This is a genomic window from Streptomyces sp. NPDC023481 (assembly GCF_055560195.1).
The window spans coordinates 459025-484526 of sequence record NZ_JBVHJE010000004.1; the positions used below are offsets into that span (position 1 = coordinate 459025).

The window sequence follows — 25502 nt, forward strand, 5'->3', positions numbered from 1 at the left end:
GGGCGAAGGACCCGGGCCGCCCGCCGGAGGTGGGCAGCTGGCCGGTGCGGGTATGGACGTCACCTCCCCCGTGGGTGACGTCCATACCCCTTCCCCCGGCGCCGGTCCGTGGCCCGCCGTCGTCCGTGTGCCGTCACCAGCACATGACCGCCGTGTCCCCCGACCCCCACGCGGAGTACAGGCGGACCCGGACGACGTAGCGGCGGCCCTTGACGAGCCGGACGCGGACGGCGGCGTTGCCCGGTGTGCCGCCGTCGTCGTGGCCCGCGAGGAAGCGCGGTTCCCCGTCGCGTTCCTCGAAGACCACCAGAACGGTGTCGGCGTCGCCGAAGGTGCCCACGGTGTACGCGCGGGTCTGCGGCGGCGCGACGGTGAAGTCGGCCTGCCCGCCCGGCCCCAGACCGAGCGGAGCCGACCGGAACGGCACCAGCGCGGCCGGCCCGGCGGAACCGGCGGGCGGATACCAGCGCAGCACGAACTCCCTGTCCGCCGGCGACGGTGTGCCGGGCGGACGCAGGCCCGCGCGGTACCGCTCCGGCTCCAGCACCAGCCCCGGCCCGAACGGCAGCGTCATCACCGACCGCGGGTCCCACACCGGGCCGCCCGCCTCGCAGGCGTCCAGCCGGCCCAGCACGTTGCGGTACGTCGTCTCCCGGCTGAAGAAGTTCGGCGGGCCCGCCAGTTCGGCGTACACGGCCTCGTCGTCCCAGTGCAGCCCGGCGAACGGACTCTGGTGCTCGTGCACCATGCCGAGCGCGTGCCCGATCTGGTGCAGGACCGTCCCGCGCTCCGCGGGCGCGGTCACGTCCCAGCCGAAGTTCATGGTGCGCTCGGCCCGGCCCACCGACAGGGCGTCCCGGCCCACCGCCGACCAGGACCCGGCACCGGCCTGGAACCCGATCCGCAGCTCCGCCTCACCGCGGTCACCGACCTCGGCGAAGCCGACGCCGATGCCGAGGTCCCGCCACTCGTCGAAGCACGCCCGGACCACGTCCCGCTGTTCCTCGCCGCCCGCCCACGGCACCCGGCGCAGCTCCCCGGTCCCGGGGACCGGGATGACCGAGGCGTCGGCAGGGGCGTCCAGGAAGCAGTAGTGCAGCACCGTGCCGCCGGCCCACATCCGCCGCCCCGCGAGCAGCGCGCCCAGCCGCTCGGCCGTCAGCCCCGGGGCGAACGCCGGGGCCGGCTGCCGCGGAAGCGAGCAGAGGCGTCGGGTCATGCGGCCAGCGTGCCGCCCGCCCCGCCCGGGCGCCTGAGTCGGGGGCTACTCAAGTCACCCTGTATCAAACCTGAGTAGGCGCGCTCAGGATGATGTGACGACCTACGAACAGGATGCGAAGACCCTCCGGCTGCCGTGGCCGTTCACCGGCCGGGTGGACGAACTGGAGCTGGTGCGCGGCGCGTTGTCCGCCGGACGGACCGGCATCGTGGTGACCGGCCCGGCGGGCCGCGGCAAGACCCGGCTGATCACCGAGGCGGTGCGGGGCGCCGACCACGCCCGGGTGACCGGCACGCCCGAGGCCCGGGACCTGCCCCTCGCCGCGTTCGCGCACCTGCTCCCCGACACCGTCTCGCTGCACCGCGCGGTCCGCGCGCTGTCCGGCGTACGCCTCCTCGTCGTGGACGACGCCCAGTTGCTGGACGAGACCTCCGCCGCCCTGGTCCACCAGCTGGCCGTGCGGGGCCGCACCCGCCTGGTCGTGGCCGCGGCGGACGGCCCGCCCGCGCCCGCGGCGGTCTCCCGGCTGTGGACCGGGGAACTGCTGCCCCGGCTGCCCCTCGACCCGCTGCCCCCCGAGGACACCGCCCGGCTGCTGGCCGGTGCCGGCCTGGAACCGCTCACCGTGCGCCGGCTGCACCAGGCCTGCCAGGGGGACCTGCGGCTGCTGCGCGACCTGGTGACCGCGCTCGCCGGCTCCGGCCGGCTGACGCCCGTGCCGGACACCGGCGAGCGGGCCTGGCGGGGCGCCCTGCCGGTCACCCCGGCGCTCCGCGAGCGGCTCGCCCCCGCCCTGGAGCGGCCCGGGCCCGGCGAGCGGGACGCCCTGGAACGCCTCGCGTTCGCCGAACCCCTGCCGCTGCCGGCGGACGAGCTGGACCTGGCCGCGCTCGAACACCTGGAGGCGGACGGCCTGGTCGGCGTCGACGAGCGGGGCGCCGTCACCCTCGCCCACCCCCTGCACGGCCCCGCGCTGCGTGCCACGGCTGGCCGGCTGCGGGCCCGGCGGCTCGGCCGCCCGCCCTTCGCGTACGGCCCCGCGCTGGCAGCCGAACAGCGCACGCTGGCGTGCCGGATGGAGCGGTACGACGTCCGGCCGGTGCCCACGCCGGTGGGGGAGTGGCTGGTGGCGGAGGGTGACCCGCTGCCCGCCGGGTACGCCGCGGTCCGCGCCCGGTTCGCCCGCCTGCGGGGCGAGCTGCGGGAGGCGGCGGCCTGGGCCCGCGAAGGGCTGCGGGAGAACGCGTCCCACCGCGGATGCCTGGACGAACTCGCCCTCGCCGACGGCCGGTCGGGCGAGGGGACCGACCCGGACCCCGTCCACGCGCGCTACGACGCCGTACGCCTCGGCGAACCCGGGCGGGCGGTGGAGCGGTTGCCGGCCGGGAGCGTGTTCGCCCGCCACGCGGACGCGCTCGCGCGCGGGGACGGGGCCGCGCTGGACCGGGCCGCGCAGGCGCTGGCCGAGCGGGGGTTCCTGCTGTACGCGGCCGAGGCGCACGCCCAGGCGGCACGGGCGCACCGGGACCCACGGGCCGCGCGGCTGTCCCGTACCCGGGCCGTCGCCCTGGCCCGGCGCTGCCAGGGAGCGCGCACGCCCGCGCTGGCCGGACTGGTCCTCGGCGAACTCACCGCCCGGCAACGGCAGATCGTCACCTTGGCCGCGGCGGGGCTGAGCAACCGGGAGATCGCCGAGCGGCTGACGCTGTCCGTGCGGACGGTGGGGAACCACCTGTACAGCGCGTACACCCGACTCGGCACGGGGGACCGCGACGCGCTGCCCTGGCTGGTGGAGACCCGGGAGACGGCCTGAGCGGACGCGGGAATCCCCTCGCTCACGCCGGCCGTGCGAGGAGGTGGGAGGCGGCCATGGAGCGCCGGGGGGCGTCGGTCATGCCGCGCCGAACGCGGCGAAGGCCCAGCCCGTGGCCTGGTGGACCGGGTCGGCGGGGAGGGTCGTGCGGGCGTCGCGCAGGGCTTCGGCCAGGGACAGGCCCGCGTCGAGGCCCTTGTGCAGTGCCAGCATCAGCGGCACCACCGCCGCGTCGTTGACCGGCGCGCTGCTCGCCACCACCCCGGCCGTGCCCAGCGGCAGCAACGCCGTGACCAGTCCGAGGAGTTCGTCGGCGCCGACCGAGGCGAGGCGGGCGGTGTCGCAGCTGGAGAGGATGATCCGGTACGGGCTGCGGGCCAGGCGCTCGAAGTCGTGGACGATCAGCGGGCCGTCGGCCATCCGGAGCGCGGAGAACAGTGGACTGTCGGCGCGGAACGTGCCGTGCGCCGCGAGGTGGGCGAGGCCCGCGCCGTCGAGTTCCGCCAGCACCCGCGGCACCTGCGCGGCCTCGCCCTCCAGGACCGTCGCCGTGCCGTACCGGTCCGCCAGCTCGGACACCTCCGCGCCGCCCGTCGCCAGGCCGGGGCCGCGCACCAGCACCGGCCGGCTCTCCGCCGGCGGCGCCGTCTCCCGGGCGCGCAGCCAACTGGCCGCCGACGGCGACACGCTCAGCACCCGCTCCCGCAGCGCGGGCAGCAGCGCCCAGGGCACCCGGTGCAGCGCGCCCGGCGGTACGACCACCACCGGGCCCGGGCCGAGGCACGGCACCGCACCGGCCAGCAGCAGCTCCTGGAGGCGCCGGCCGGCGGCCTCGACGACCGGCAGCCGGGCCTCGCCCCCGGGGTGCGCGAGCCGTCGCAGGGCCGCCTGCACATGCTCGGCCTCGGCCACCGCCTCCGCCAGCGAGCCCGCGGCGAACCGCCGTACCCGGCCCTGCCCGCACAGCAGGACGTGCACCCGGCCGTCCACCACGGCCAGTTCGACCAGCCGGCCGTCGCCCAGCCGGTCCAGCAGCCGGCCCACGTCGAGCCGGTCGCCCGCACCGGCGGCGGCCCCGCCCATGTGCCGGGTGCGCGAGCGGATCTCCCGTTCCAGGCGCCGCTGTTCGCGCTCCAGCGCCGGCACCGGGCGGCCCGCCATCCGCGCGCCCTCCGCACGGGCCGCGATCTCCCGGTAGGCGGTCAGCCCGCTCAGCAGCGCCGGATCGTCGGGCGGCCGGGTCGGCGGCGCGGACAGCACCGTCGCCCGCCACCGCTCGCTCCACCCCAGCAGCCGGCGCGCACCACCCTGCGCGAGGCTCACCTCCTGGGCCAGTGCGGCCAGTTCGGCACCCTGCGCGGTCGCGTGGGCGCGCAACTCCGAGGCGCCCAGCGTCATCCGGTGGTCGTCCAGCACGTCCAGGCCGCGCCGGCACGCCTCCAGCACCCCGCGCCGGGAACCGGCCGCCCGCGCCCGCAGCGCCTGCGCCACCCAGCCCGTCATCCGGGCCGTCGCCGGCCCGCCGTGCCGGCTGCGCGCGGCCACCGACAGGTGCCGTTCCGCGTCCGCCGTCCAGCCGAGCGCCAGCGCGATCCGGCCCGCGAGCAGCGACGCCTCCGGCGCGGCGGGCGACCCGAAGGCGGCCAGCCGCCCGGCGACCGCCGCCGCGTCCGCGACCATCCGCCCCGACCGCCGCCCGGCCGCCACCCGCGCCTCCAGCAGCACCAGCCGGGCGTGCGTCTCCCACCAGGCCCGGCGCTGCGCCGCGAACAGCCGTACGGCGACGGCGGCGCGTGCCGTGGCCGTGTGTGCGTCCCCCGCCGACCGGGCGGCCCACGAGGCGGCGAGCAGCAGCTCGGCCTTGCGGGTGGACTGCCCGCCGATCCGATCGAGCAGCGCGATCGCCGCGTCCGCCTCGGCCAGCGCCTCCGGGGCCAGCCCCGCCGCCATCAGCACCTCGCAGCGCCGGATCGACAGGTTGTACGTGGGCGTGCCCAGCCTGGCGTAGCGCTCCTCGGCCTCGTCCAGCAGCCGCAGCGCCACCGGGACGTCCCCGGACCGGAACGCGGCGAGCCCCCGGCTCTCCACCGCGTCCGCCTTGTCGTGCTCCTGGCCGGTGGTGTCCCACAGCCGCTCCGCCGCCGTGAAGTCCGCGACGGCCCGGTCCACCGCGCCCAGCGCCAGATGCACGGTGGCCCGCAGGGTCAGCGCCCGCGCGGTCCAGATGTCGTCGGCGGCCTGCCGCAGGACGGGCAGGGCCCGCCGTACGTCCTCCAGGGCCTCCCGGTGACGCCCCAGCACCCACCACACGTAGGCCCGCCGGTACAGCACCCGGGCCCGGGTGTGACCGCTGCCCCGGGCGACCCCCCGCTCGAAGGACGCGAGCCCCTGCCGTGTGCGCCCCGCGTGCACCAGTGCGACCCCCAGCGTGGCCAGCACATCGGCCTCCCGGTCGGCCGACTCGGCGCGCGCGGCCAGGTCCCGGGCCCGCCGCAGATGCCGTAGCGCGATCCGCAGATCGCCGAAGTCCCGCTGCCAGATACCGAGGACCTGGTGGGCGACGCTGGCGTGGACCGGTGACGGAGCGGCGCGCAGCACGTGTTCGGCGCGTGCCCGGGCCTCGCCCGGATCGGCGAACACCAAGGGCAGCAGTTCGAGAACCGACTCGCTTCCCGCTGTCACGTCCCGCATGGTAGTGGCCCGCTGTATCAGACGGTGACCCCGCGACTCTCACTGTCGGACACCGTCTTGAGGGGGAGGACACCACATGGCACCACACCGCTTCCACGAGCAGTTCGCGCACATCCAGCGCTCGCTGCCGGACGTACCACTGACCCTGGGGTCGGACGACTCGGCCGGATTCCTTTACGAGAAGGGCGTCCTGCTGGTCCGGGACGGCGAGGAGGCCCGGTTCGTCGAGGACGCCGTGCGCACCCACTTCACCGAGACCCCGGGCCTCGTCCCCGACCACGTGCGCCGCGCCGGGCCGCCGGCCGGTCGTACCGGCGTCACCCGGATCCGGGTCGGCGACCCGGCCGGCGGCGAGGACACCGTGCCGCACGCGCTGCGCGCGGTGCGCGAGGCCGGGGCCCGCCGGGGCCGCCGGCTGGCCGGCCGCAACCATGTGGTGCACATCGCCGTCAACGCCTGCCCCGGCGACGAGCCGGTGCCCGTGGCGCGCACCGAGTCCGCCAACCCGGGCCCCGCCGAGGGACGTTACGACCCCGCCACCGCGGTCGGCGTGCTCGTGGTCGACACCGGCCTGGTCCACGACCACCGCGCCTACCCGCCGCTCGCGCACACCATGGGCGACGCCCAGCCGGCCGAGACCGACGGTGACGGCGTGCTGCGCCAGTACGTCGGCCACGGCACGTTCATCGCCGGTATCCTCGCCGCCGTCGCGCCCGACACCGACATCACCGTGCGCGCCACCCTCAACGCCGCCGGTGCCGTGCTGGAGTCGGAGTTCGGGGCGCTGCTGTTCGAGGCCGTCGACCGGGACGGCTGGCCGGACATCATCAGCCTCTCCGCGGGCACCCCGAGCGACGACGCCGACGGACTGATCGGTCTGGAGGGTTTCCTGCGGGAGCTGCGCGACCAGCGCACGCTGCTGGTCGCCGCCGCCGGCAACAACGGCAGCGACTCCCCGTTCTGGCCCGCCGCCTACGCCGCCCTGCCCGAGTACGCCGACTGCGTCCTGTCGGTCGGCGCCCTGCGCGCGGACGGCGAGGCCGGGGCCTGCTTCACCAACCACGGGCCCTGGGTGCGCGTCCACGCCCCCGGCGAGCGCCTCACCAGCGCCCTCACCGGCTTCACCGCACCCGTGCCGTACGTCTACCAGCACTCCACCTACGACGCCTGCCGGTTCGGCGCCGCATACGCCTGCACCTGCCGGTTCCCGCGCCACACCGGCGTGCTCAGCGAGGGCCGGGAGAGCACCGGGGGCAAGCCGGACCAGGTGATGTTCGACGGCCTCGCCCAGTGGAGCGGTACCTCCTTCGCCACCCCGGTGGCCGCCGGACTCGTCGCCGCCCGCATGTCGGCGTACCGGGAGCGCGACCCGCGGGTGGCCGCCGCCCGGCTGCTGGCGGCCACCACCGAGCGGGCCGAGGTGCGCGGGGCGCGGGTCCCGGCGCTTCGGCCGCCCACCTGGCGCCCCGCCCCGGTCGCGGCCCAGGCCGTGCCCGCATGAGGTCCGGAACCCTCCGCTCCGCGGCGTACGATGACAGGCCGTACACAAGGGGTGGAGCCGTGGACCGAGCAGAGGTCGGCGCGTTGGTCCAGTCCGCCGTCGACGGGGACGCCGCGGCCTGGAAGGCGCTGGTGGAAGGGATGAGTCCGCTGGTGTGGTCGGTGGTGCGCGCGCACCGGCTGTCGGACGCCGACGGACACGAGGTCTTCCAGACCACGTGGTTCCGCTTCGCCCAGTACCTGGGCCGTATCCGGGAACCCGAGAAGGCCGGTGCCTGGCTGGCCAGTACGGCCCGGCACGAGTGCCTGAAGGTGCTCAAGGGACTGGCCCGGCTCACCCTGACCGACGATCCCCGGGTGCTGGACCGGGCCAGCGAGGAGCGCACGCCGGAGGAGTCGCTGATCGACTCGGAGGACGCGGCGGACCGGGCCGAGCGGGTCCGCCGGCTGTGGCAGGAGCTGGACGGACTGGGCGAGCGCTGCCGGCAGTTGCTGCGCGTGCTGATGGCCTCGCCGCCGCCCGGCTACGCGGAGATCTCGGCCGCGCTCGGCATCGCGGTCGGCAGCATCGGTCCGCTGCGCCAGCGCTGCCTGCGCCGGCTGCGGGCCCGGATGAACGCACGGGGTGCGGTGTGAACGGCGACGACGAGGACGAGTTCGCTGACGCGCCGGACGGGTTCGGGGACGCGCCGGACGAGTTCGCGGACGCCCTGCTGGAGGAGGAGCTGCGTCAGGCGGCCGCCGTCCTGGACCCGGTGCCGGCCGAGCTGGTGCAGGCGGCCCTGGACGCGTTCGCGCTGCACGACCTCGACGCCCGGCTCGCCGACCTGACCTTCGACTCGCTCGTGGACGCGCTGCCGGTCAGGGGCGTCACGGACGCGCCGCGGATGCTGACCTTCCGCGCGGGCGAGGTGAGCGTCGACGTGGAGGTCACCGAGGACGGTCTGATCGGTCAGGTACTGCCGCCGCAGCCGGCCCGGATCGAGGTCCTCGGCGGCCCGGTGACCACCCAGGGCTCGCTCACCGCGGACGCCCTCGGCCGGTTCACCGGCACCACCCCGCCGTCCGGCCCCTTCGCCCTGCGGTTGCGCACCGACACGGAGGTGATCGTCACGCAGTGGCTGCGGGCCTAACCCGGCCAGGCCATGGCCCCTACGGCGTCGACGAGGGCGGCCAGGGCGGTGGCGAGCCGGTCCAGGCCCGGTCCGGCGGGGCCGCCCGGCTCGCTCATGTAGGTGTCCCGGCGGATCTCCACCATCAGGGCGCCGACGCGGGCGTCGGTGCCGTAGAAGTCCAGCGGCACGTACGTCCCGGCGAACGGGCTGTCCAGCCCCGTCCCACCGCAGCCGGCGAACGCCTCGCGGGCGGCCTCGGTCAGCTCCGGCGGGGTGTGGAAGGCGTCCGTGCCCAGGCACACCGGCGGGCGCGGCCCGGCGCCGTGCAGCTCGTAGGGCAGCGGCGCGCTCGGATACGAGTGCACGTCGATGATCACGGCCCGCCCGGTCGCGGCCAGCCGGCCGGCCACCGCCTCCGTCATGGCTGCGGCGTACGGCCGGAAGAAGCGGGCGAGCAGCGGCTCCGGGTCGGTGTCCGCGGGCCGCAGCACGCCCCGGTGCGTGGTCCGCGTGTACACGGCGCCCATGCCGACGGCCGCCATCTCCTCCCGCTCGTCCGGGAACCGCTCCGGGTCCACCACCAGCCGCGACAGCCGGTTCACGAACCGCCAGGGCCGCACCCCGGTCCGTTCGGCGGCCCGCTCGGCGATCTCGGCGGTGTACGCGTCCGTGATCCGGTCCAGTTCCCGCTCCAGCTCCCCGTCGTCCAGCACGATCCCGGCGCGCACGTCCCCGGGTATCGCCCGCGCCGAGTGCGGCACGTGCAGCAGCACGGGGGAGTCCGCGTCGCCGGGCAGGAGGTCGAAGGAGGTCACGGGCTGCTCCAGGGCGAGGTCGGCGGCGGGGTGTGCGACGCGTGGCCGGTACGACCGCGCCCCGGCCGGGCGGTGCCGGCCGGGGCGCGATCGTCAGGACGTGGGCTCGTACAGACGTACGATCATACGGGCGTCGCGGGTGTCAGCTCAGGGACGCCAGGGCCTCGTTCCAGGTGGCCGACGGGCGCATGGCCGCGTCCGCCTTGGCCTTGTCGACCTGGTAGTAGCCGCCGATGTCGGCCGGAGAGCCCTGAACGGCGTTCAGCTCGTCCACGATCTTCGCCTCGTTCGCGGCGAGGGTCTCGGCCAGCGGCGCGAAGGCCTTGGCCAGGTCGGCGTCGTCGGTCTGCCGGGCCAGCTCCTGCGCCCAGTACAGGGACAGGTAGAAGTGGCTGCCGCGGTTGTCGATGCCGCCGACGCGACGGGTCGGGGACTTGTCCTCGTTGAGGAAGGTCGCCGTGGCGCGGTCCAGGGTGTCGGCGAGGACCTTGGCGCGGGTGTTGCCGGTGGCCGTCGCGTACTGCTCGAAGGACGGCACCAGGGCGAAGAACTCACCGAGGGAGTCCCAGCGCAGGTAGTTCTCCTTGACCAGCTGCTGGACGTGCTTCGGCGCGGAACCGCCGGCGCCCGTCTCGAACAGGCCGCCGCCCGCCATCAGCGGGACGACCGACAGCATCTTGGCGCTGGTGCCCAGCTCCAGGATGGGGAAGAGGTCGGTCAGGTAGTCGCGCAGCACGTTGCCGGTGACCGAGATGGTGTTCTCACCCCGGCGGATGCGCTCCACCGACAGCTTGGTGGCCTCGACCGGGGACAGGATGCGGATGTCCAGGCCCTCGGTGTCGTGCTCGGGCAGGTACTGCCGGACCTTGGCGATCAGCTGCGCGTCGTGGGCGCGCGTCTCGTCCAGCCAGAACACCGCCGGGTCGCCGGTGGCGCGGGCGCGGGTGACGGCCAGCTTGACCCAGTCGCGGATCGGGTCGTCCTTGGTCTGGCAGGCGCGGAAGATGTCGCCCTGCGCGACCGGCTGCTCGATCAGCACGTTGCCGTTGTGGTCGGTCACCCGGACCGTGCCGGCGGCCGGGAGCTCGAAGGTCTTGTCGTGGGAGCCGTACTCCTCGGCCTTCTGCGCCATCAGGCCGACGTTCGGGACCGAGCCCATGGTGGACGGGTCGTAGGCGCCGTTGGCCCGGCAGTCGTCGATGACGGCCTGGTAGACACCGGCGTAGGAGGAGTCCGGGATCACGGCGAGGGCGTCGTGCTCCTGGCCGTCCGGGCCCCACATGTGGCCGGAGGTGCGGATCATCGCCGGCATCGAGGCGTCGATGATGACGTCGGAGGGCACGTGCAGGTTGGTGATGCCCTTGTCGGAGTCGACCATGGCCAGCTCGGGGCCGTCGGCGATCTCGGCGTCGAAGGAGGCCTTGATCTCGGCGCCCTCGGGCAGGTTCTCCAGGCCCTTGAGGATGCCGCCGAGGCCGTCGTTCGGGGAGAGGCCGGCCGCCTTGAGGGTCTCGCCGTACTTCGCGAACGTCTTCGGGAAGAAGGCGCGCACCACGTGACCGAAGATGATCGGGTCGGAGACCTTCATCATCGTGGCCTTCAGGTGCACGGAGAACAGGACGCCCTCCTGCTTGGCGCGGGCGACCTGCGCGGCGAGGAACCGCTCCAGCTCGGCGACGTGCAGCACGGAGGCGTCGACGACCTCGCCGTCGCGGACCGGTACGGAGTCCTTCAGGACGGTGGTGGTGCCGTCCTCGCCGACCAGCTCGATCTTCAGGGTGCCGGCCTCGGAGATCACGACGGACTTCTCGGTGGAGCGGAAGTCGTGCTCGCCCATGGTCGCCACGTTGGTCTTGGACTCGGGGGTCCAGGCGCCCATGCGGTGCGGGTGGGTCTTGGCGTAGTTCTTCACCGAGGCGGGGGCGCGGCGGTCGGAGTTGCCCTCGCGCAGCACCGGGTTGACGGCGGAGCCCTTGATCCTGTCGTAGCGGGCGCGGATCTCGCGCTCCTCGTCGGTCTTCGGGTCGTCCGGGTAGTCCGGCAGCGCGTAGCCCTTGGCCTGCAGCTCGGCGACGGCGGCCTTGAGCTGCGGGATGGACGCCGAGATGTTCGGCAGCTTGATGATGTTGGCCGCCGGGGTCTTGGCCAGCTCGCCCAGCTCGCTCAGCGCGTCGGGGATGCGCTGGTCCTCGTTCAGGTACTCCGGGAAGACGGCGATGATGCGCCCGGCCAGCGAGATGTCACGCGTCTCCACGGGCACACCGGCCTGCGAGGCGTACGCCTGGATCACCGGCAGGAACGAATGCGTCGCCAGGGCCGGGGCCTCGTCTGTGTAGGTGTAGATGATGGTCGAGTCAGTCACCGGGTGCTCCGCTCCACGTCTGCAACATTGCTCGACATCAAGATATCTCGTGATCGGGGTCGGTTCGACAGGGGTCCTGGCCGGAAAAAGCGTCGCCCGCCATCTCGCGCGCGATCCAGTGGCAGATCACGTTCACCACGTACACGTGTTCGTCCCGGGTCAGTGTCCGGCCCTTCGGGATCCCGTGCCAGCGCAGGAGGCAGCTCCGGCAGCAGGTCGCGGTCGCGTGCTGGGCCACGAACACCGGATGCCCGCGGTACGGCGTCTGCTTGCCGTCCTTGTACGGCTCGGCCGGCGCCAGCCGCTTCGCGACCAGGTCGTACGCGTGCCACCGCAGGGTCGCCGGGCCCTTCAACCGAGCGGTCGCCCGGTCCCGCCCCCGCAGGTGGAACTTCGCCCGGAACGGCTGCCGGGCGAGAGCGTCCAGCAGCTGGTCGAGCGAACGGGGAGCGGGGGAGGAGTCCATCTCCTGCGAGGATATCCCGCCCCCGGACGTCGACCGCGGACAGCCGTGGGCCTGAACGGCCCCCGCACCGGCCCGGCCGGAAGCCCCTCCGCACCGGCCCGGCCGCGAGGACCCGCGCGCCGGTCCGGGCGGGAGGTCTCCGCGTCCCCCCGGGCCGGAGGCCGGCGCGGCGCTCAGTCTGTGAGGTCGGGGAGGTCCCAGGGGGTGGGGCCGGTGCCCTCCTGCCAGGAGCGCAGGGCGGTGCCGTTGACGCAGGTGATGCCGCACTGGTGGGCGTACTCCAGGGCCGGTGTCGTGAAGTCGCTCGTGGTGACGACCGCGGCGATGTCGGCCTCGTGGATGGTGAAGCAGGTTCCGCCGAAGCGCTGCATGTCCTGGGAGCCGACCTTGTTGTCGTCGCAGTACTGCTTGCACTGGATGACCAGACGGCGCCCGTCCGGGGTGAGGGCGACGACGTCCGCGCCGAGGTCGCCGGCCCCTCCCACCACCTCCACCTCGCGGCAGTCGCCGAGGGCGCACAGTTCGGCTATCGCCTGCTCGAAACCGTCGGGGTCGAGCGCGGCGAAGTCCGGCACGGGGACGGGCGCGGCGGCGGGCTCGGCCACCGAGATGGCGGGCTCGGCCACCAGGGTGGCGGGCTCGGCCACCAGGGTGGCGGGCTCGGCCACCGGGGCGGCGGGCTCGGCCACCGGGGCGGCGGCGAGACTTCCGGAGGCCCTGTCGGCGGCCTCCTCCAGCGCCCGGGCGGCCCGGCGCGCGTACCGGCCGGCGGACAGCCGGCGCCGCCCGTCGCGCAGCCTGAGCGCGGCGGCCACGGCGAGCACCACCAGGACGGCGGCCCACAGCGGGCGGCGTTCGAGCATGCCCGCCGCCGTGCGCGCCAGGAACGCGAGGACGCACAGGATGATCGCCAGCAGCACGAAGAACATCGCGGTGCTGCGCAGATCGAAGCGCCCACGGCGCTCCACCCCTCGGAACTGGCGCACGGGTACGGTCATGCCGGCTTCCTCCTCACAGCGACGAAGATCTTCTGGCTACGCATGCCCAAGATCCACGCCCGCTCCCAGGAACGGCCCGGCCGGTATGGCCCGGCCGGCGGGGCTCAGTCCGCCACGGCCGCCCCGTCGGTGACGTTCTCCCCGGTGCGCTGGTGCGGGATGACCGCCGAGCCCGGCTGGAGGGACACCGTGCGGGTGGGCGCCGGGATACGGATGCCCTCCGCGCGGTAGCGGCGGTGCAGGCGCTTGATGAACTCGTGCTTGATCCGGTACTGGTCGCTGAACTCGCCCACGCCGAGGATCACCGTGAAGCCGATCCGGGAGTCGCCGAAGGTGTGGAAGCGGATCGCGGGTTCGTGGTCGGGCACCGCGCCGGCGACGTCCGCCATGGTCTGCGCGACCACCTCCGCGGTCACCCGCTCCACGTGCTCCAGGTCGGCGTCGTAGCCCACCCCCACCTGCACCAGCACGGTCAACTGCTGCTCGGGGCGGGTGAAGTTGGTCATGTTGGCCTTGGCGAGCTGGCCGTTGGGGATGACCACCAGGTTGTTGGAGAGCTGGCGTACCGTCGTCTGGCGCCAGTTGATGTCGACGACGTAGCCCTCCTCGCCGCTGCTCAGCCGGATGTAGTCGCCCGGCTGGACGGTCTTGGAGGCGAGGATGTGGATGCCCGCGAAGAGGTTGGCGAGCGTGTCCTGGAGGGCCAGGGCGACCGCCAGTCCGCCGACACCCAGGGCGGTCAGCAGGGGCGCTATGGAGATGCCGAGGGTCTGCAGCACCACCAGGAAGCCGATGGCGAGGACCAGGATCCGGGTGATGTTGACGAAGATGGTCGCCGAGCCCGCGACCCCCGAGCGGGACTGGGTGACCGTACGGACCAGGCCGGCGATCACCCGGGCCGCGGAGAACGTCACCACGACGATCACCCAGACCTGGAGCACCTGGTACACGTGGTGCTGGACGGTCCTGGTGCACGGCAGGACGGCCGTGGCCGCCGCCGCCCCGCCCGCGATCGCAGCCCAGGGCACGACCGAGCGCAGCGCGTCCACGATGACGTCGTCACCGCTCCAGCGGGTGCGCTTGGCGTGTTTCGCGAGCCAGCGCAACAGGGTGCGCGACGCGAAGGCGAGTACCAGGCCCGCCCCCAGGGCGATGCCGGCGAGGACGAGGTCGTCCAGGGTCAGCGCGCGGTTCACCGGTCACCTCCGGGGCGCGAAGCCGCCGCGGGAGGCCGGTTGTGAAGTCTCGTCACGTTGTCACCTGCTCGATGTCCGGGATGTGCGACCGCGCCGGCCGGTGGAACTCGGCTGGCCGGCGCGCTCGTTCATCCTGCCGTATCCGGCACACCGGTTCGCACCGGGACCGGCGGTCCTCGGACAGCCTCAGACGATGCCCTCCGCGAGTTCCGCCTGGTCGCGGTCGCTGCCGTACGCCGCGGTGGTGGGCGTGCCGTACGACCTGCGGGCGACGTACCACCAGACGCTGGCGAGGACCAGGACCACGGCGAGGGCGACGGAGGCGTAGTTCATCGTGTCGACCGTGACCGGCGACGCCTGCGGCAGACAGAACAGGACGGTCACGCACGCCACCCAGCCGACCGCGATCCAGCCGACCGGCCTGCTCCAGCGGCCCAGGTGCCACGGCCCCCGCTGGAACCGGTCGCCCGCGCGCAGCCTCAGGTACACCGGGATCGCGTAGGCCGGGGTGATCCCGATGACGTTGATGGCGGTCACCGCGTTGTACGCCGTCGCCGAGTACAGCGACGGCAGGGCGAGGAAGCCGGCCACGACGACCGACAGCCAGACGGCGGCGACCGGGGTCTGGGTACGGCCGCTCACCTTGCGCCAGAGGTGCGAGCCGGGCAGCGCACCGTCCCGGCTGAACGCGAACACCATCCGGCTGGCCGCGGCGACCTCGGCGTTCCCGCAGAACAGCTGGGCGATGATCACCACGAGGAGCAGCGCGCTGGCACCGTCGGTGCCGAGGCCGTCGAGCAGGATCTGGGCGGGCGGCACCCCGGTGCCGGTCGTGCGCGTGGCGTCGTAGTCCTGGATGGCGAAGGTCAGACCGGCCAGCAGCGCGAAACCCGCGAGCCAGGACACCCAGATGGCGCGGACGATGCCCCGGGACGCGGCCACGGAGGCGTGCGAGGTCTCCTCGGACAGGTGCGCCGAGGCGTCGTAGCCGGAGAAGGTGTACTGCGCGAGGAGCAGGCCGATCGCGGCCACGTACAGCGGGTTGTCCCAGCCGGTCTCGTTGACGAACCTGGTGAACACGAACGACGGCGACTGGTGGTGGTCGGGGACGATCGCCAGCGCGCCCACGATCAGCGCGACGCCCGCCAGGTGCCACCACACGCTGACCGAGTTGAGGACGCTGACCAGGCGCACGCCGAACAGGTTCAGCACGGCGTGCAGCAGCAGAATGGCGCAGAAGACGAGCATGGTCCGGCCGGGCGTCGGCTCGAAGCCCCACTGGAGGTTGGCGAACGCGCCGGTGAACAGGGCGGCGCCGTAGTCGATGCCGGCGATCGCGCCGAGCAGCCCGAGCAGGTTCAGCCAGCCCGTGTACCAGCCCCAGCGCCGGCCGCCGAGCCGGTCGGCCATGTAGTACAGCGCCCCCGAGGTCGGGTACGCGCTGGTGACCTCGGCGAGCGCGAGCCCGACGCACAGCACGAACAGGCCGACGCCCGCCCAGCCCCACAGCATCACGGCGGGGCCGCCGGTGTTCATGCCGAAGCCGTACAGGGTCATGCAGCCGGACAGGATCGAGATCACCGAGAAGCTGATCGCGAAGTTGCCGAAGCCGCCCATGCGGCGGGCCAGCACGGGCCGGTAGCCGAGTTCACGCAGCCGCTGCTCCTCGTCCTGCTGCGGCAGACCCGGCGAGGGCACGGGGGCGGGCGTGGGATCGGGGGTGGGGGACACGCGGGGGACCTCCGGAGGTGAACAGGTGTCGAACGGGGACGTTCAGGGGTGGTGCGGAGGACGTTCAGGGGTGGTGCGGAGGACGTTCAGCGGTGGAGCGGGAGTGCCTTCGGTCGGTGGTGCGTCGGGGGTGGCGCGGTGGTGCGTTCAGGGGCGGGGGCCGTCCGCGGCCCGGCAGCGGTCCCGGGCCTGCACGAAGATCTCCACGGCCCGGTCCCGGTCCGGGGTGCGGTACATCCACGGCGGGGGCGTGAAGTACGGGCCGATCGCATCGAACACCCGGGCCGCCTCCGGGAACTGGAGGGAGCCCCACAGGGCGTGGGCCAGGTGGTTGAGGTCCGGCAGCGTGCGCTCGGCGGGCGCTGTCCGCTCGAACCAGGCGTCCAGGGCGTGCCGCGCCTCACGGGCCGCCTCCTCCACCACCCAGTGCAGGTCCAGCGCCGCGTCGTGCCCGCTGTCCCGGCGGTAGCGCTCGACCCGGACGTACAGCGGCAGCAGGTGCAGCGCGGAACCCGGCGGGGCCTGTCCGGCGGCCCACTGCGCGTACCCGGCGGCCTCCGCGAGCCGGCCCGAACCGCCGCGCACGTACAGGAACTGCAGCATCCGGTGGTGGGCCTCGCGGTTGAACGGGTCGCGCCCGCCGGCCTCGGCCAGCAGCCCCCACGGGCCGGGCGGCAGCATCGGCTCCGGCGCGGCGGCCCGGTGCTCCTCCCAGCGCTGCTCCGGATCGAGCTGGGCCAGCGCCAGCAGGCACACCCAGGGCACCGGGTCCCGCGGGGCGGCCTGGGTGGCCGACTGGGCCGCGTCCCACGCCTCGATCCACAACTCGTGGGTACGGCGGTGCCGTTCGCGCCGGGCCCGCAGGGCGCGCTCCACGCCGACCCGGGCGTGCATCACCACCGCGTGGGCGCTGTCCGGCTCCTCGGCGAGCCAGGCCCGCACCACGTCGGTGCCGGCCGCGGCCGCCGCGAGGACCTGGGTCCGCCGCGTCCACTGTCCCCACTGCGTGGTCTCCGCGAGCAGGGTGCGCATGGCCATCCAGCGGCCGGTGCGCATCTCCTGCAGGGCGGCGCGCAGCGCGTGGTCGGGGCCGGCGGGATCGTAGGAGGGGCGGGCTGCGTCTCTGGCCATCAGCGGACCCGCGGCCACTGGCGCACGGGCGAGGTGGCGGGGTGACGTTGCAACAGCCCTCCCCTGGGCGGTGATGAGATGCCTCGTCTGGTCGGCGGTCACTATAGAGGCGGAGGTTCCGCCGTACCATTGTTACCAAGTCAACCAACCGGTAAGCCAAGTTGACCTGGAGGGCAGGCCTTGACGCCGGGGCCGGGGCGACGGCAGGCTGGCGGCGTGATCTTCACGGCCGGAGCGGAGGACGCGCGATGACCGGGCCGGTGCTGGCCGTCGACCAGGGCACGTCCGGCACCAAGGCGCTCGTGGTGTGCCCCGAACGCGGGATCCTCGGCGCCGCCTTCGCCGAGGTGCGCCCCCGCCATCTGCCCGGCGGCCTGGTCGAGGTGGACCCGGAGCGGCTGTACGACTCGGTGGTGGACGCCGGCCGGCGGGCGCTCGCCGAGGCCGGTGAGGACGTCGTCGCGTTCGGTCTCGCCAACCAGGGTGAGACCGTCCTCGCCTGGGATCCGGCCACCGGCCGCCCGCTGACCGACGCCCTGGTCTGGCAGGACCGGCGCGCCGAGAGCGTGTGTGCCGAACTCGCCGAACATGCCGACGAGTTGCGGGAGCTGACCGGGCTGCCCCTCGACCCGTACTTCGCCGCGCCGAAGATGGCCTGGATCCGCCGCCACCTCACCCGCGAGGGCGTCGTCACCACCTCCGACGCCTGGCTGGTCCACCGCCTCACCGGCGCCTTCGCCACCGACGCGGCCACCGCCGGCCGTACCCAACTGCTCGACCTGGACCGCGCCGAGTGGTCGCCGCGCGCCCTCGACCTGTACGGCCTGGCCGGCGAACGCCTGCCCGAGGTGACCGACGCCGCCCAACCGGTCGGTACCACCCGGGCGTTCGGCCGCGAGATCCCGCTCACCGGGTTGATCGTCGACCAGCAGGCGGCGCTGCTCGCCCAGCGTGTCACCGGTCCCGGCGCCGCCAAGTGCACCTACGGCACCGGCGCGTTCCTGCTCGCGCACACCGGCGACCGGCCCCGGCGCGGCGACTCGGGCCTGGTCAGCTGCGTGGCCTGGCGGCTCGACGGACACACCGGCTACTGCCTGGACGGCCAGGTGTACACGGCCGCCTCCGCCGTCCGCTGGCTCACCGGGCTCGGTGTCATCTCCTCGGCCGCCGACCTCGATCCGGTCGGCGGGAGCGTCCCCGACAGCGGCGGGGTCACCTTCGTACCGGCCCTCGCCGGACTCGCCGCCCCCTGGTGGCGCGGCGACGTACGCGGCTCGCTCACCGGCCTCGGGCTCGACACCACCCCGGGGCACCTGGTCCGCGCCCTGTGCGAGGGCATCGCCGCCCAGGTCGCGGAACTCGCCGACGCGGCCGCAGCCGACCTGGCCGCGCCGCTGGACACGCTCCGCGTCGACGGCGGCCTCACCCGCTCCGCGCTCCTCATGCAGACCCAGGCCGACCTGCTGCAACGCCCCGTGGAGGTGTCCGCGCTGCCCGACGCCACCGCGCTCGGCGCCGCCACCCTCGCCCGGCTCGGCGCACACCCCGGGCTGAGCGTCGAGGACGTCCTGCCCGGCTGGGAGCCCGCCGCGGTGTACGAGCCCCGGATCGGCGCGGATCGGGCCGCCGAGCGCCGTGCGGGGTTCCGTGGTGCCGTCGCGGGCCTCGTCGGCTCGTGACGGTCACCGCGGCCGGTCCGCTGCCTCCGACGGCGTACGACGTGGCGGTCGTCGGCGCCGGTGTCGTGGGCTGCGCCATCGCCCGCGAACCGGCCCGCCACCCCTGCCTGCGCGCCGCGCACCCCGGGTCGGGCGTCGAGGACGTCCTGCCCGGCTGGGAGCCGGCCGCGGTGTACGGGCCCAGGATCGGCGCGGATCGGGCCGCCGAGCGCCGTGCGGGGTTCCGTGGTGCCGTCGCGGGCCTCGTCGGCTCGTGACGGTCACCGCGGCCGGTCCGCTGCCTCCGACGGCGTACGACGTGGCGGTCGTCGGCGCCGGTGTCGTGGGCTGCGCCATCGCCCGCGAACTGGCCCGCCACCCCTGCCTGCGCGTCGCCCTGCTCGAAGCCCAGGACGACGTCGGCCAGGGCACCTCCAAAGCCAACACCGCGATCCTGCACACCGGTTTCGACGCCACCCCCGGCACCCTGGAGGCCCGGCTGGTCCGCGAGGGCTACGCGCGGCTCGGCGCCTACGCGGCCGCGACCGGCATCCCCGTCGAACGGGTCGGCGCGCTGCTGGTCGCCTGGGACGAGGAGCAGCTCGCCGCGCTGCCCCGGCTGGCCGGCAAGGCCGAGCGCAACGCGTACCCCGACACCGTCCTGCTGGGCCCCGAGGAGCTGTACGCCCGTGAGCCGCACCTCGGCCCGGGCGCGCTCGGCGCCCTGCACATCCCCGGCGAGAGCATCATCTGCCCCTGGACGACGACCCTCGCCTACGCCACCGAGGCCGTGCGCGCCGGAGTCGACCTGCACCTGAACACACCCGTCCGCGCGGTGCACCGGGTCGACGGGCACCTGCTGACCACCGACCGGGGCACCCTGCGCGCCCGCCACCTGGTCAACGCGGCCGGGCTGCACGCCGACACCCTGGACCGCGCCCTCGGCCACGCGGACTTCACCGTCACCCCGCGCCGCGGCCAGCTCCTGGTGTACGACAAGCTCGCCCGCCCCCTCGTCCGGCACATCCTGCTGCCCGTGCCGACCGCCCTCGGCAAGGGCGTCCTGGTCGCCCCCACCGTCTACGGCAACGTCCTGCTCGGCCCCACCGCGGAGGACCTGCACGACAGACTGGCCACCGGCTCCACCGCCGACGGGACGGCCGCGCTACGGGAACAGGGCCGGCGCATCCTGCCCGCCCTGCCGCAGGAGGAGGTCACCGCCGTCTACGCCGGGCTGCGCGCGGCCACCGGCCACGAGGACTACCGGATCACCGCCCACCCCGGGCAGGCGTACGTCACCGTCGGCGGTATCCGCTCCACCGGCCTGACCGCGTCCCTGGCCATCGCCGCCCACGTCACCGGCCTGCTGGCCGAGACGGGCCTCGACCTCGGACCGGTCCGGGAGCCGGAGCCGCCGGCCATGCCCAACCTCGGCGAGGCCTTCCCGCGCCCCTACCAGCGCGCCGACCTCATCGCCGCCGACCCCGAGTACGGCACCCTCGTCTGCCACTGCGAGCGGGTCTCCCGCGGGGAGATCCGCGACGCCCTCGCCAGTACGGTCCCGCCCCGCAGCCTGGAGGGCCTGCGCCGCCGCACCCGCGCCCGGGCCGGCCGCTGCCAGGGGTTCTACTGCGGGGCCGCCGTCCGCGACCTGTTCGAGAGGGGCCCGGCATGACAGTCGACGTGCTCGTCGTCGGCGCCGGCCCCGCCGGGCTCGCCGCCGCCGCACGGCTGGCCGCCGCCGGCGCCGGACGCGTGGAGGTGCTGGAGCGGGAGGCGCGGCCCGGCGGGGTGCCCCGGCACTGCGCGCACGGCGGCTTCGGCACCTGGACCCGCCCGCTCACCGGCCCGGGCTACGCCGGTCTGCTCACGGAGGCCGCCGAACGGGCCGGCGCCACGCTCCGCACCGGGGTGACGGCACTGGACTGGGCGCCGTCGGGCCCCGCCCTCACCACCGTGGGGCCCGGCGGACCGGAGACGATCGAGGCACGGGCGGTCGTCCTCGCCACCGGCGCCCGCGAACGCCCGCGCGCCGCACGCCTGGTGCCCGGCACCCGCCCCGCCGGTGTCTACACCACCGGCGAACTCCAGCAGGCCGTCCACCTGTTCGGGCAGCACATCGGCACCCGTGCGGTCATCTGCGGCGCGACGGACGTCTCCTACGCGGCGGCGGCCACCGTCCGCGCGGCGGGCGCCGAGGTCGTCGCCCTGGTCACCGGGCACCCGCGCGCCCAGACCGGCCGGGCCCGCGCCCGGGTCGCCCGGCTGGGCCACGGCATCCCGCTGGCGACCGGCACCACGATCACCGAACTCCTCGGCCGGGGACGGCTGTCCGGCGTCCGCGTCCGCCACCTCGACGGCCGTACCGCCGTACTGCCCTGCGACATCGTGGTGTTCACCGGCGACTTCGTGCCCGAGCACGAACTGGCCCGGCGCGGCGGCCTCACCCTGGACCCCGGCACCCGTGGCCCCGCCGTCGGCGCCGGCCCGCACACCTCCCGCCCCGGTGTGTTCGCCGCCGGCAACCTGCTGCACGCCGTGGAGCCCGCCGGCACCGCGGCCCGCGAGGGCGCCCGCGCCGCCGGCGCCGTCCTGGACTTCCTGGCGGGCGCGCCCTGGCCGGACCCGGGCGTCCCGGTGACCGTCGAGGCGCCGCTGCGCTGGATCGCGCCGAACCTCGTCACCCCGGGCACCGCACCCGACCGCCACATCCTGCGCACCGGCGTCCCGCTGCCCCGGCCGGTCCTGTCCGTCCACCAGGACGGCCGCCTCCTCCATCGCGGGCGGCCCACGCTCGGCACCGCGCTGCCCGACCGCACCCTGACCCTCACCGCCCGCTGGCACGACCGCGTCGACCCGGACGGGGGGCCGGTACGGGTGAGCGCCGGCTGAGCGTTCCCCATGCCGGGGACGGCGGCTCAGGGCGTGTCGAACGCGCCGTGCCGGCCGGCACCCGAGGCGAACCGGGCGGCTCCCTCCGCGCTCTCGGCCAGCACGCCCCTGCCGTGCCGGAGTTCGCCGAGCATCGCCGTCCGCTCGTCCAGGCCCTCCTGGTCCAGGACCGAGGCGCGGTCGGCGCGCAGACAGGCCTGCGGGAAGCGGGCGATGGCCGCCGCGAGGGCCTCGGCCTCGGCGCGGGCGCGTCCGGCCGGGACCAGGCGGTTCACGAGCCCCATCTCCCAGGCCTCACGGGCCGGCACCGGACGGCCGGTCAGGATCAGGTCCAGGGCCCGGCCGGTGCCGATCAGCCGGGGCAGCCGTACCGTGCCGCCGTCGATCAGCGGTACGCCCCAGCGCCGGCAGAACACCCCGAACACCGCGTCCTCCTCCGCCACCCTGAGGTCGCACCACAGGGCGAGTTCGAGGCCGCCCGCGACCGCGTGCCCGGACACCGCAGCGATCACCGGCTTGGACAGCCGCATCCGGGTCGGCCCCATCGGCCCGTCGCCGTCCTCCGCGACCCGGTTGCCGCGCCCGGTGCCGATCGCCTTCAGGTCCGCGCCCGCGCAGAAGGTGCCGCCCTCACCCCACAGCACCGCCACCCGGGCCGCGTCGTCCGCCTCGAACGCACGGAAGGCGGCGGCGAGTTCCGCGGCCGTGGGACCGTCCACCGCGTTGCGGGCCGCCGGCCGGGACAGGACGACCGTGGTGACGTACTCCTCGCGTTCCACGCGGACCGGCACGATGGGTGCTCCTTCTCGGCGGGCGGTTCGAAGGCCCCACTGTGCCTCAGATGACCTTCAGCCGCACCAGTGCCCCCAGCGTCAGCGCGCCCGGCAGCAGCGGCAGCCACACCGTGATGATCCGGTAGGCCGGCACCACCGCCGTGGCCACCGCCGCCGGACCGCCCACCGCGACCAGCGCCACGATCAGCGCCGCCTCCACGGAGCCCAGCCCGCCGGGCGGGGGCACCGGGGCCACCGCGACCGTCGCGGCCAGGTGGGCCGGCGCCATGTGCGCGCCGGCACCGGCGGCCGCAGCGCCTGCCCGACCGCGGCCGGCCCGGCCGCCTGGAGCGCGGGGAAGGCCGGCGAGCCGTCCCACAGCGCCAGCGCGCGGACCGGCCGGGCGTGCACCGACCGCGCCTCGCCGAGGGCGTCCCGCGCGAACGCGCACACACGCGTGCGCAACGGTCGTACGCACGCCAGGGCGGCCCCCGCGACCAGCAGCAGGCCCGCGGCGCCCAGCAGCAGCGGGAGCCCCGCGCCGTGCGGCAGCAGGGCGCCGGGCCGCAGCGCGTCCGGGAACGCCAGCAGCAGTGCGGCCAGCAGACCGAGCCGGCCCACGCTCTCGGCCAGCAGGTACAGGGCGAGCGCCGCCGAGGAACGGGCCAGGGGCACCCCGCACACCGTCATGAAGCGCAGGCCTGCCGGGTGAGGGCGGCGGCCACCCAGGACAGGCAGGTGGCCGCGGCCGCCGCGAGCAGCCACGGCCAGGAGGCGGTCCGCAGGTGCCCGAAGCCCTCGGCGAGCACCGAGCGGTGCCGGGCGGCGGCCACGGCGACGAGCGCGAGCGGCACCAGGCACAGTGCCTGGCGGACGGGGACGCGCCGGGGGAGTCGCCCCCGGGAGTACGGAACGGCGGTCACATCCGCACAGGGTGTCCGGGCCGCCCGAACAGCGGGTGAAGAACCCGGGACATTGACCTCAACGACGCTTGAGGTCCTACCTTCTCTCCCATGAGCATGGAAACCACGGCCTGGACGCAACTGCACAGCGTGATGAACGCGCAGTCCGAACGCCGCCCCTTCGCCCGCGCCACGCTGCGCCGCATCGCCGCCTTCGCCCGCCCGCACCGTGCCGGCATCGTCCGCTTCGTCCTGCTCGGAGTGGTGACGGCCCTGCTCGCCGTGGCGACGCCCGTGCTCGCCGGCCGTGTCGTCGACGCGATCGTGGCGCGGCACGACTCCGGCACGGTGGTCAGGCTCGCCCTGCTCATCGCGCTCGTCGCGCTCGCGGAGGCGGGGCTCGGCATCCTCGGCCGCCGGCTGTCGGCGACGCTCGGGGAGGGACTCATCCTCGACCTCCGGACGGCTGTGTTCGATCATGTGCAGCGCATGCCTGTCGCGTTCTTCACACGTACGCGTACGGGCGCGCTGGTCAGCCGTCTCAACAACGACGTCATCGGCGCCCAGCGGGCCTTCGCCAACACCCTCTCCGGCGTCGTCAGCAACCTCGTCACCCTGCTGCTCACGCTGGCGGTCATGCTCACCCTGTCCTGGCAGATCACCCTGCTCGCGCTGGTGCTGCTGCCGGTGTTCGTGCTGCCCGCGCGCCGCATGGGCCGCCGGATGGCGCTGATGCAGCGGGAGGCGGCGGCGCTGAACGCGGCCATGGGCACCCGGATGACGGAACGGTTCTCCGCGCCCGGCGCCACCCTGGTCAAGCTGTTCGGGCGCCCGGAGGAGGAGTCCGTGCAGTTCGCGGCGCGGGCCGCGCGGGTCCGGGACATCGGGGTGCGCACGGCCACGGCCCAGTCGGTCTTCATCACCTCCCTCACCCTCGTCTCCGCGCTCGCCCTGGCCCTCGTCTACGGCCTCGGCGGCTGGTTCGCGCTGCGCGGCACCCTGGAGCCCGGGGCGGTGGTCTCCCTAGCCCTGCTGCTGACCCGGCTGTACGCCCCGCTGACCGCGCTCGCCGGGGCCCGGGTGGAGGTGATGAGCGCCCTGGTCAGCTTCGAGCGGGTCTTCGAGGTGCTGGACCTGAAGCCGCTCATCGCGGAGAAGCCGGACGCCCGAGAGGTCCCCGAGGGACCGGTCGCCGTCGAGTTCGAGGACGTCCGCTTCTCGTACCCGTCCGCCGACCAGGTCTCCCTCGCGTCCCTGGAGGAGGTCGCCGCGCTCGACACCCGCGGCGGCGCGGAGGTGCTCCACGGGATCTCCTTCCGCGCCGAGCCCGGACAGACCGTCGCGCTGGTCGGCTCCTCCGGCGCCGGCAAGTCGACCGTCGCCCAGCTGCTGCCGCGCCTGTACGACGTCGACTCGGGCGCGGTGCGCATCGGCGGGGTCGACGTACGGGACCTGACCGCCGCGTCCCTGCGGGCAACCCTCGGCATGGTCACCCAGGACGGCCACCTCTTCCACGACACCGTCCGCGCCAACCTGCTGCTCGCCCGGCCGGACGCGGGGGACGACGAGCTGTGGGACGCCCTCGGCCGCGCCCGCCTCGCCGAGGTCGTACGGTCCCTGCCCGACGGCCTGGACACGGTCGTCGGCGAGCGCGGCTACCGGCTCTCCGGCGGCGAGCGCCAGCGCATGACCATCGCCCGGCTGCTGCTCGCCCGCCAGCGCGTGGTCATCCTGGACGAGGCCACCGCCCACCTGGACAACACCTCCGAGGCGGCCGTCCAGGAGGCCCTCACCGAGGCCCTGTCCGGCCGCACCGCCGTGATCATCGCCCACCGCCTGTCCACGATCCGCACCGCCGACCAGATCCTGGTCGTGGAGTCCGGCCACATCGTGGAACGAGGCACACACGAGGACCTCTTGGCGGCGAAGGGCCGCTACGCGGAACTCCACCACGCCCAGTCCACCCGCCGCCGTGGCGTCACGGACGCGACGGCGCCGGTGGTCTGACGGGGTGTGCGTCCGGGTTCCCGCCCGGCCGCTCGACGTTCTCGGACGATGGACGACGGCACCGCCGCCCGGCGCTTCACCGTCTCCCCGGTCGGCACCGGCACCATCGGCCACGTCGTCAACAGCACCGGAGGACCCTCCCACGCGACGGCCGACGGCGCCGGCCTCCTCGGCTACCGGACCCCAGGCGATGCCCTCCGGCACGTGTGACCCGGCGTGACCTGGATACGCGG

The 25502-nt window shown here is 75.1% G+C and carries 20 protein-coding genes and 1 pseudogene; 10 read left to right on the top strand and 11 right to left on the bottom strand.

Annotated elements, in window-relative coordinates:
- Positions 1 to 133 precede the first annotated feature (133 nt).
- Complete coding sequence (gene absR1 / locus ACZ3ZD_RS12210) at positions 134 to 1219, bottom strand: beta-glucuronidase AbsR1 (protein WP_467395735.1); 1086 nt, start codon at positions 1217 to 1219, stop codon at positions 134 to 136.
- A gap of 94 nt (positions 1220 to 1313) precedes the next feature.
- On the opposite strand from absR1, the gene ACZ3ZD_RS12215 reads away from it, so the two are divergent.
- Positions 1314 to 3032, top strand: a complete 1719-nt coding sequence (locus ACZ3ZD_RS12215) for a LuxR family transcriptional regulator AbsR2 (RefSeq protein WP_467395737.1) — start codon at positions 1314 to 1316, stop codon at positions 3030 to 3032.
- Between the two features lie 78 nt (positions 3033 to 3110).
- On the opposite strand, the gene ACZ3ZD_RS12220 is transcribed toward ACZ3ZD_RS12215, so the two are convergent.
- Positions 3111 to 5714, bottom strand: coding sequence for a CHAT domain-containing protein (locus tag ACZ3ZD_RS12220; protein ID WP_467395739.1), 2604 nt, complete (start codon positions 5712 to 5714; stop codon positions 3111 to 3113).
- 85 nt (positions 5715 to 5799) lie between these two features.
- On the opposite strand from ACZ3ZD_RS12220, the gene ACZ3ZD_RS12225 reads away from it, so the two are divergent.
- From ACZ3ZD_RS12225 to ACZ3ZD_RS12235, 3 genes are read left to right on the top strand one after another with little or no spacing between them, the layout of a single operon-like run.
- Entirely contained in the window at positions 5800 to 7224 is a 1425-nt protein-coding gene (locus ACZ3ZD_RS12225; RefSeq protein WP_467395741.1) for a S8/S53 family peptidase, read from the top strand.
- Positions 7221 to 7859: an RNA polymerase sigma factor gene (locus ACZ3ZD_RS12230; RefSeq protein ID WP_467395743.1), complete on the top strand. Its 639-nt coding sequence runs from the start codon at positions 7221 to 7223 to the stop codon at positions 7857 to 7859. Before ACZ3ZD_RS12225 ends, ACZ3ZD_RS12230 begins: the two co-directional genes overlap by 4 nt.
- Positions 7856 to 8356 (top strand): hypothetical protein, encoded by a 501-nt coding sequence (locus ACZ3ZD_RS12235; RefSeq protein WP_467395745.1) that lies wholly within the window; start codon positions 7856 to 7858, stop codon positions 8354 to 8356. The genes ACZ3ZD_RS12230 and ACZ3ZD_RS12235 overlap by 4 nt, the downstream gene beginning before the upstream one ends.
- Here the strand turns inward: ACZ3ZD_RS12235 and ACZ3ZD_RS12240 are convergent.
- The 7 genes from ACZ3ZD_RS12240 to ACZ3ZD_RS12270 all read right to left on the bottom strand — a co-directional run bounded on the left by ACZ3ZD_RS12240 (position 8353) and on the right by ACZ3ZD_RS12270 (position 17037).
- Positions 8353 to 9165, bottom strand: a complete 813-nt coding sequence (locus tag ACZ3ZD_RS12240; protein WP_467395834.1) for an N-formylglutamate amidohydrolase — start codon at positions 9163 to 9165, stop codon at positions 8353 to 8355. The two genes, ACZ3ZD_RS12235 and ACZ3ZD_RS12240, sit on opposite strands and share 4 nt — an antisense overlap.
- A gap of 130 nt (positions 9166 to 9295) precedes the next feature.
- Positions 9296 to 11515, bottom strand: coding sequence for an NADP-dependent isocitrate dehydrogenase (locus ACZ3ZD_RS12245; RefSeq protein WP_467395747.1), 2220 nt, complete (start codon positions 11513 to 11515; stop codon positions 9296 to 9298).
- Positions 11516 to 11552: 37 nt separating this feature from the next.
- A complete protein-coding gene (locus ACZ3ZD_RS12250) occupies positions 11553 to 11981 on the bottom strand; it encodes a DUF4186 domain-containing protein (RefSeq protein ID WP_467395749.1) in 429 nt (142 codons plus the stop codon).
- A 173-nt stretch (positions 11982 to 12154) separates the two neighbouring features.
- Positions 12155 to 12979 carry a restriction endonuclease gene (locus ACZ3ZD_RS12255; RefSeq protein ID WP_467395751.1) on the bottom strand — a complete coding sequence of 275 codons (825 nt, stop codon included), beginning with the start codon at positions 12977 to 12979 and terminating at the stop codon, positions 12155 to 12157.
- A 104-nt stretch (positions 12980 to 13083) separates the two neighbouring features.
- Entirely contained in the window at positions 13084 to 14175 is a 1092-nt protein-coding gene (locus tag ACZ3ZD_RS12260) for a mechanosensitive ion channel family protein (protein ID WP_467395753.1), read from the bottom strand.
- A 186-nt stretch (positions 14176 to 14361) separates the two neighbouring features.
- A complete protein-coding gene (locus ACZ3ZD_RS12265; protein ID WP_467395754.1) occupies positions 14362 to 15906 on the bottom strand; it encodes an amino acid permease in 1545 nt (514 codons plus the stop codon).
- 147 nt (positions 15907 to 16053) lie between these two features.
- Positions 16054 to 17037, bottom strand: coding sequence for a hypothetical protein (locus ACZ3ZD_RS12270; RefSeq protein WP_467395756.1), 984 nt, complete (start codon positions 17035 to 17037; stop codon positions 16054 to 16056).
- 248 nt (positions 17038 to 17285) lie between these two features.
- Here ACZ3ZD_RS12270 and ACZ3ZD_RS12275 point away from each other — a divergent pair, with 248 nt between their 5' ends.
- Genes ACZ3ZD_RS12275 through ACZ3ZD_RS12290 form a run of 4 tightly spaced genes read left to right on the top strand, consistent with a single transcriptional unit; the run spans position 17286 to position 21587 of the window.
- Positions 17286 to 18716 carry an FGGY family carbohydrate kinase gene (locus tag ACZ3ZD_RS12275; protein ID WP_467395758.1) on the top strand — a complete coding sequence of 477 codons (1431 nt, stop codon included), beginning with the start codon at positions 17286 to 17288 and terminating at the stop codon, positions 18714 to 18716.
- A complete protein-coding gene (locus tag ACZ3ZD_RS12280; RefSeq protein ID WP_467395760.1) occupies positions 18713 to 18973 on the top strand; it encodes a hypothetical protein in 261 nt (86 codons plus the stop codon). Before ACZ3ZD_RS12275 ends, ACZ3ZD_RS12280 begins: the two co-directional genes overlap by 4 nt.
- Entirely contained in the window at positions 18970 to 20370 is a 1401-nt protein-coding gene (locus ACZ3ZD_RS12285; protein ID WP_467395762.1) for an FAD-dependent oxidoreductase, read from the top strand. Before ACZ3ZD_RS12280 ends, ACZ3ZD_RS12285 begins: the two co-directional genes overlap by 4 nt.
- Complete coding sequence (locus ACZ3ZD_RS12290; RefSeq protein ID WP_467395763.1) at positions 20367 to 21587, top strand: FAD-dependent oxidoreductase; 1221 nt, start codon at positions 20367 to 20369, stop codon at positions 21585 to 21587. Before ACZ3ZD_RS12285 ends, ACZ3ZD_RS12290 begins: the two co-directional genes overlap by 4 nt.
- 26 nt (positions 21588 to 21613) lie before the next feature.
- On the opposite strand, the gene ACZ3ZD_RS12295 is transcribed toward ACZ3ZD_RS12290, so the two are convergent.
- Together ACZ3ZD_RS12295 and ACZ3ZD_RS12300 are read right to left on the bottom strand one after the other, a co-directional pair.
- A complete protein-coding gene (locus ACZ3ZD_RS12295) occupies positions 21614 to 22378 on the bottom strand; it encodes a crotonase/enoyl-CoA hydratase family protein (protein WP_467395765.1) in 765 nt (254 codons plus the stop codon).
- Positions 22379 to 22424: 46 nt separating this feature from the next.
- Positions 22425 to 23283: pseudogene (locus ACZ3ZD_RS12300) on the bottom strand (lysylphosphatidylglycerol synthase domain-containing protein).
- Between the two features lie 96 nt (positions 23284 to 23379).
- Here ACZ3ZD_RS12300 and ACZ3ZD_RS12305 point away from each other — a divergent pair.
- Positions 23380 to 25269: an ABC transporter ATP-binding protein gene (locus ACZ3ZD_RS12305; RefSeq protein WP_467395836.1), complete on the top strand. Its 1890-nt coding sequence runs from the start codon at positions 23380 to 23382 to the stop codon at positions 25267 to 25269.
- Between the two features lie 48 nt (positions 25270 to 25317).
- Positions 25318 to 25479 carry a hypothetical protein gene (locus tag ACZ3ZD_RS12310; protein ID WP_467395767.1) on the top strand — a complete coding sequence of 54 codons (162 nt, stop codon included), beginning with the start codon at positions 25318 to 25320 and terminating at the stop codon, positions 25477 to 25479.
- The last annotated feature ends 23 nt before the right edge of the window (positions 25480 to 25502 follow it).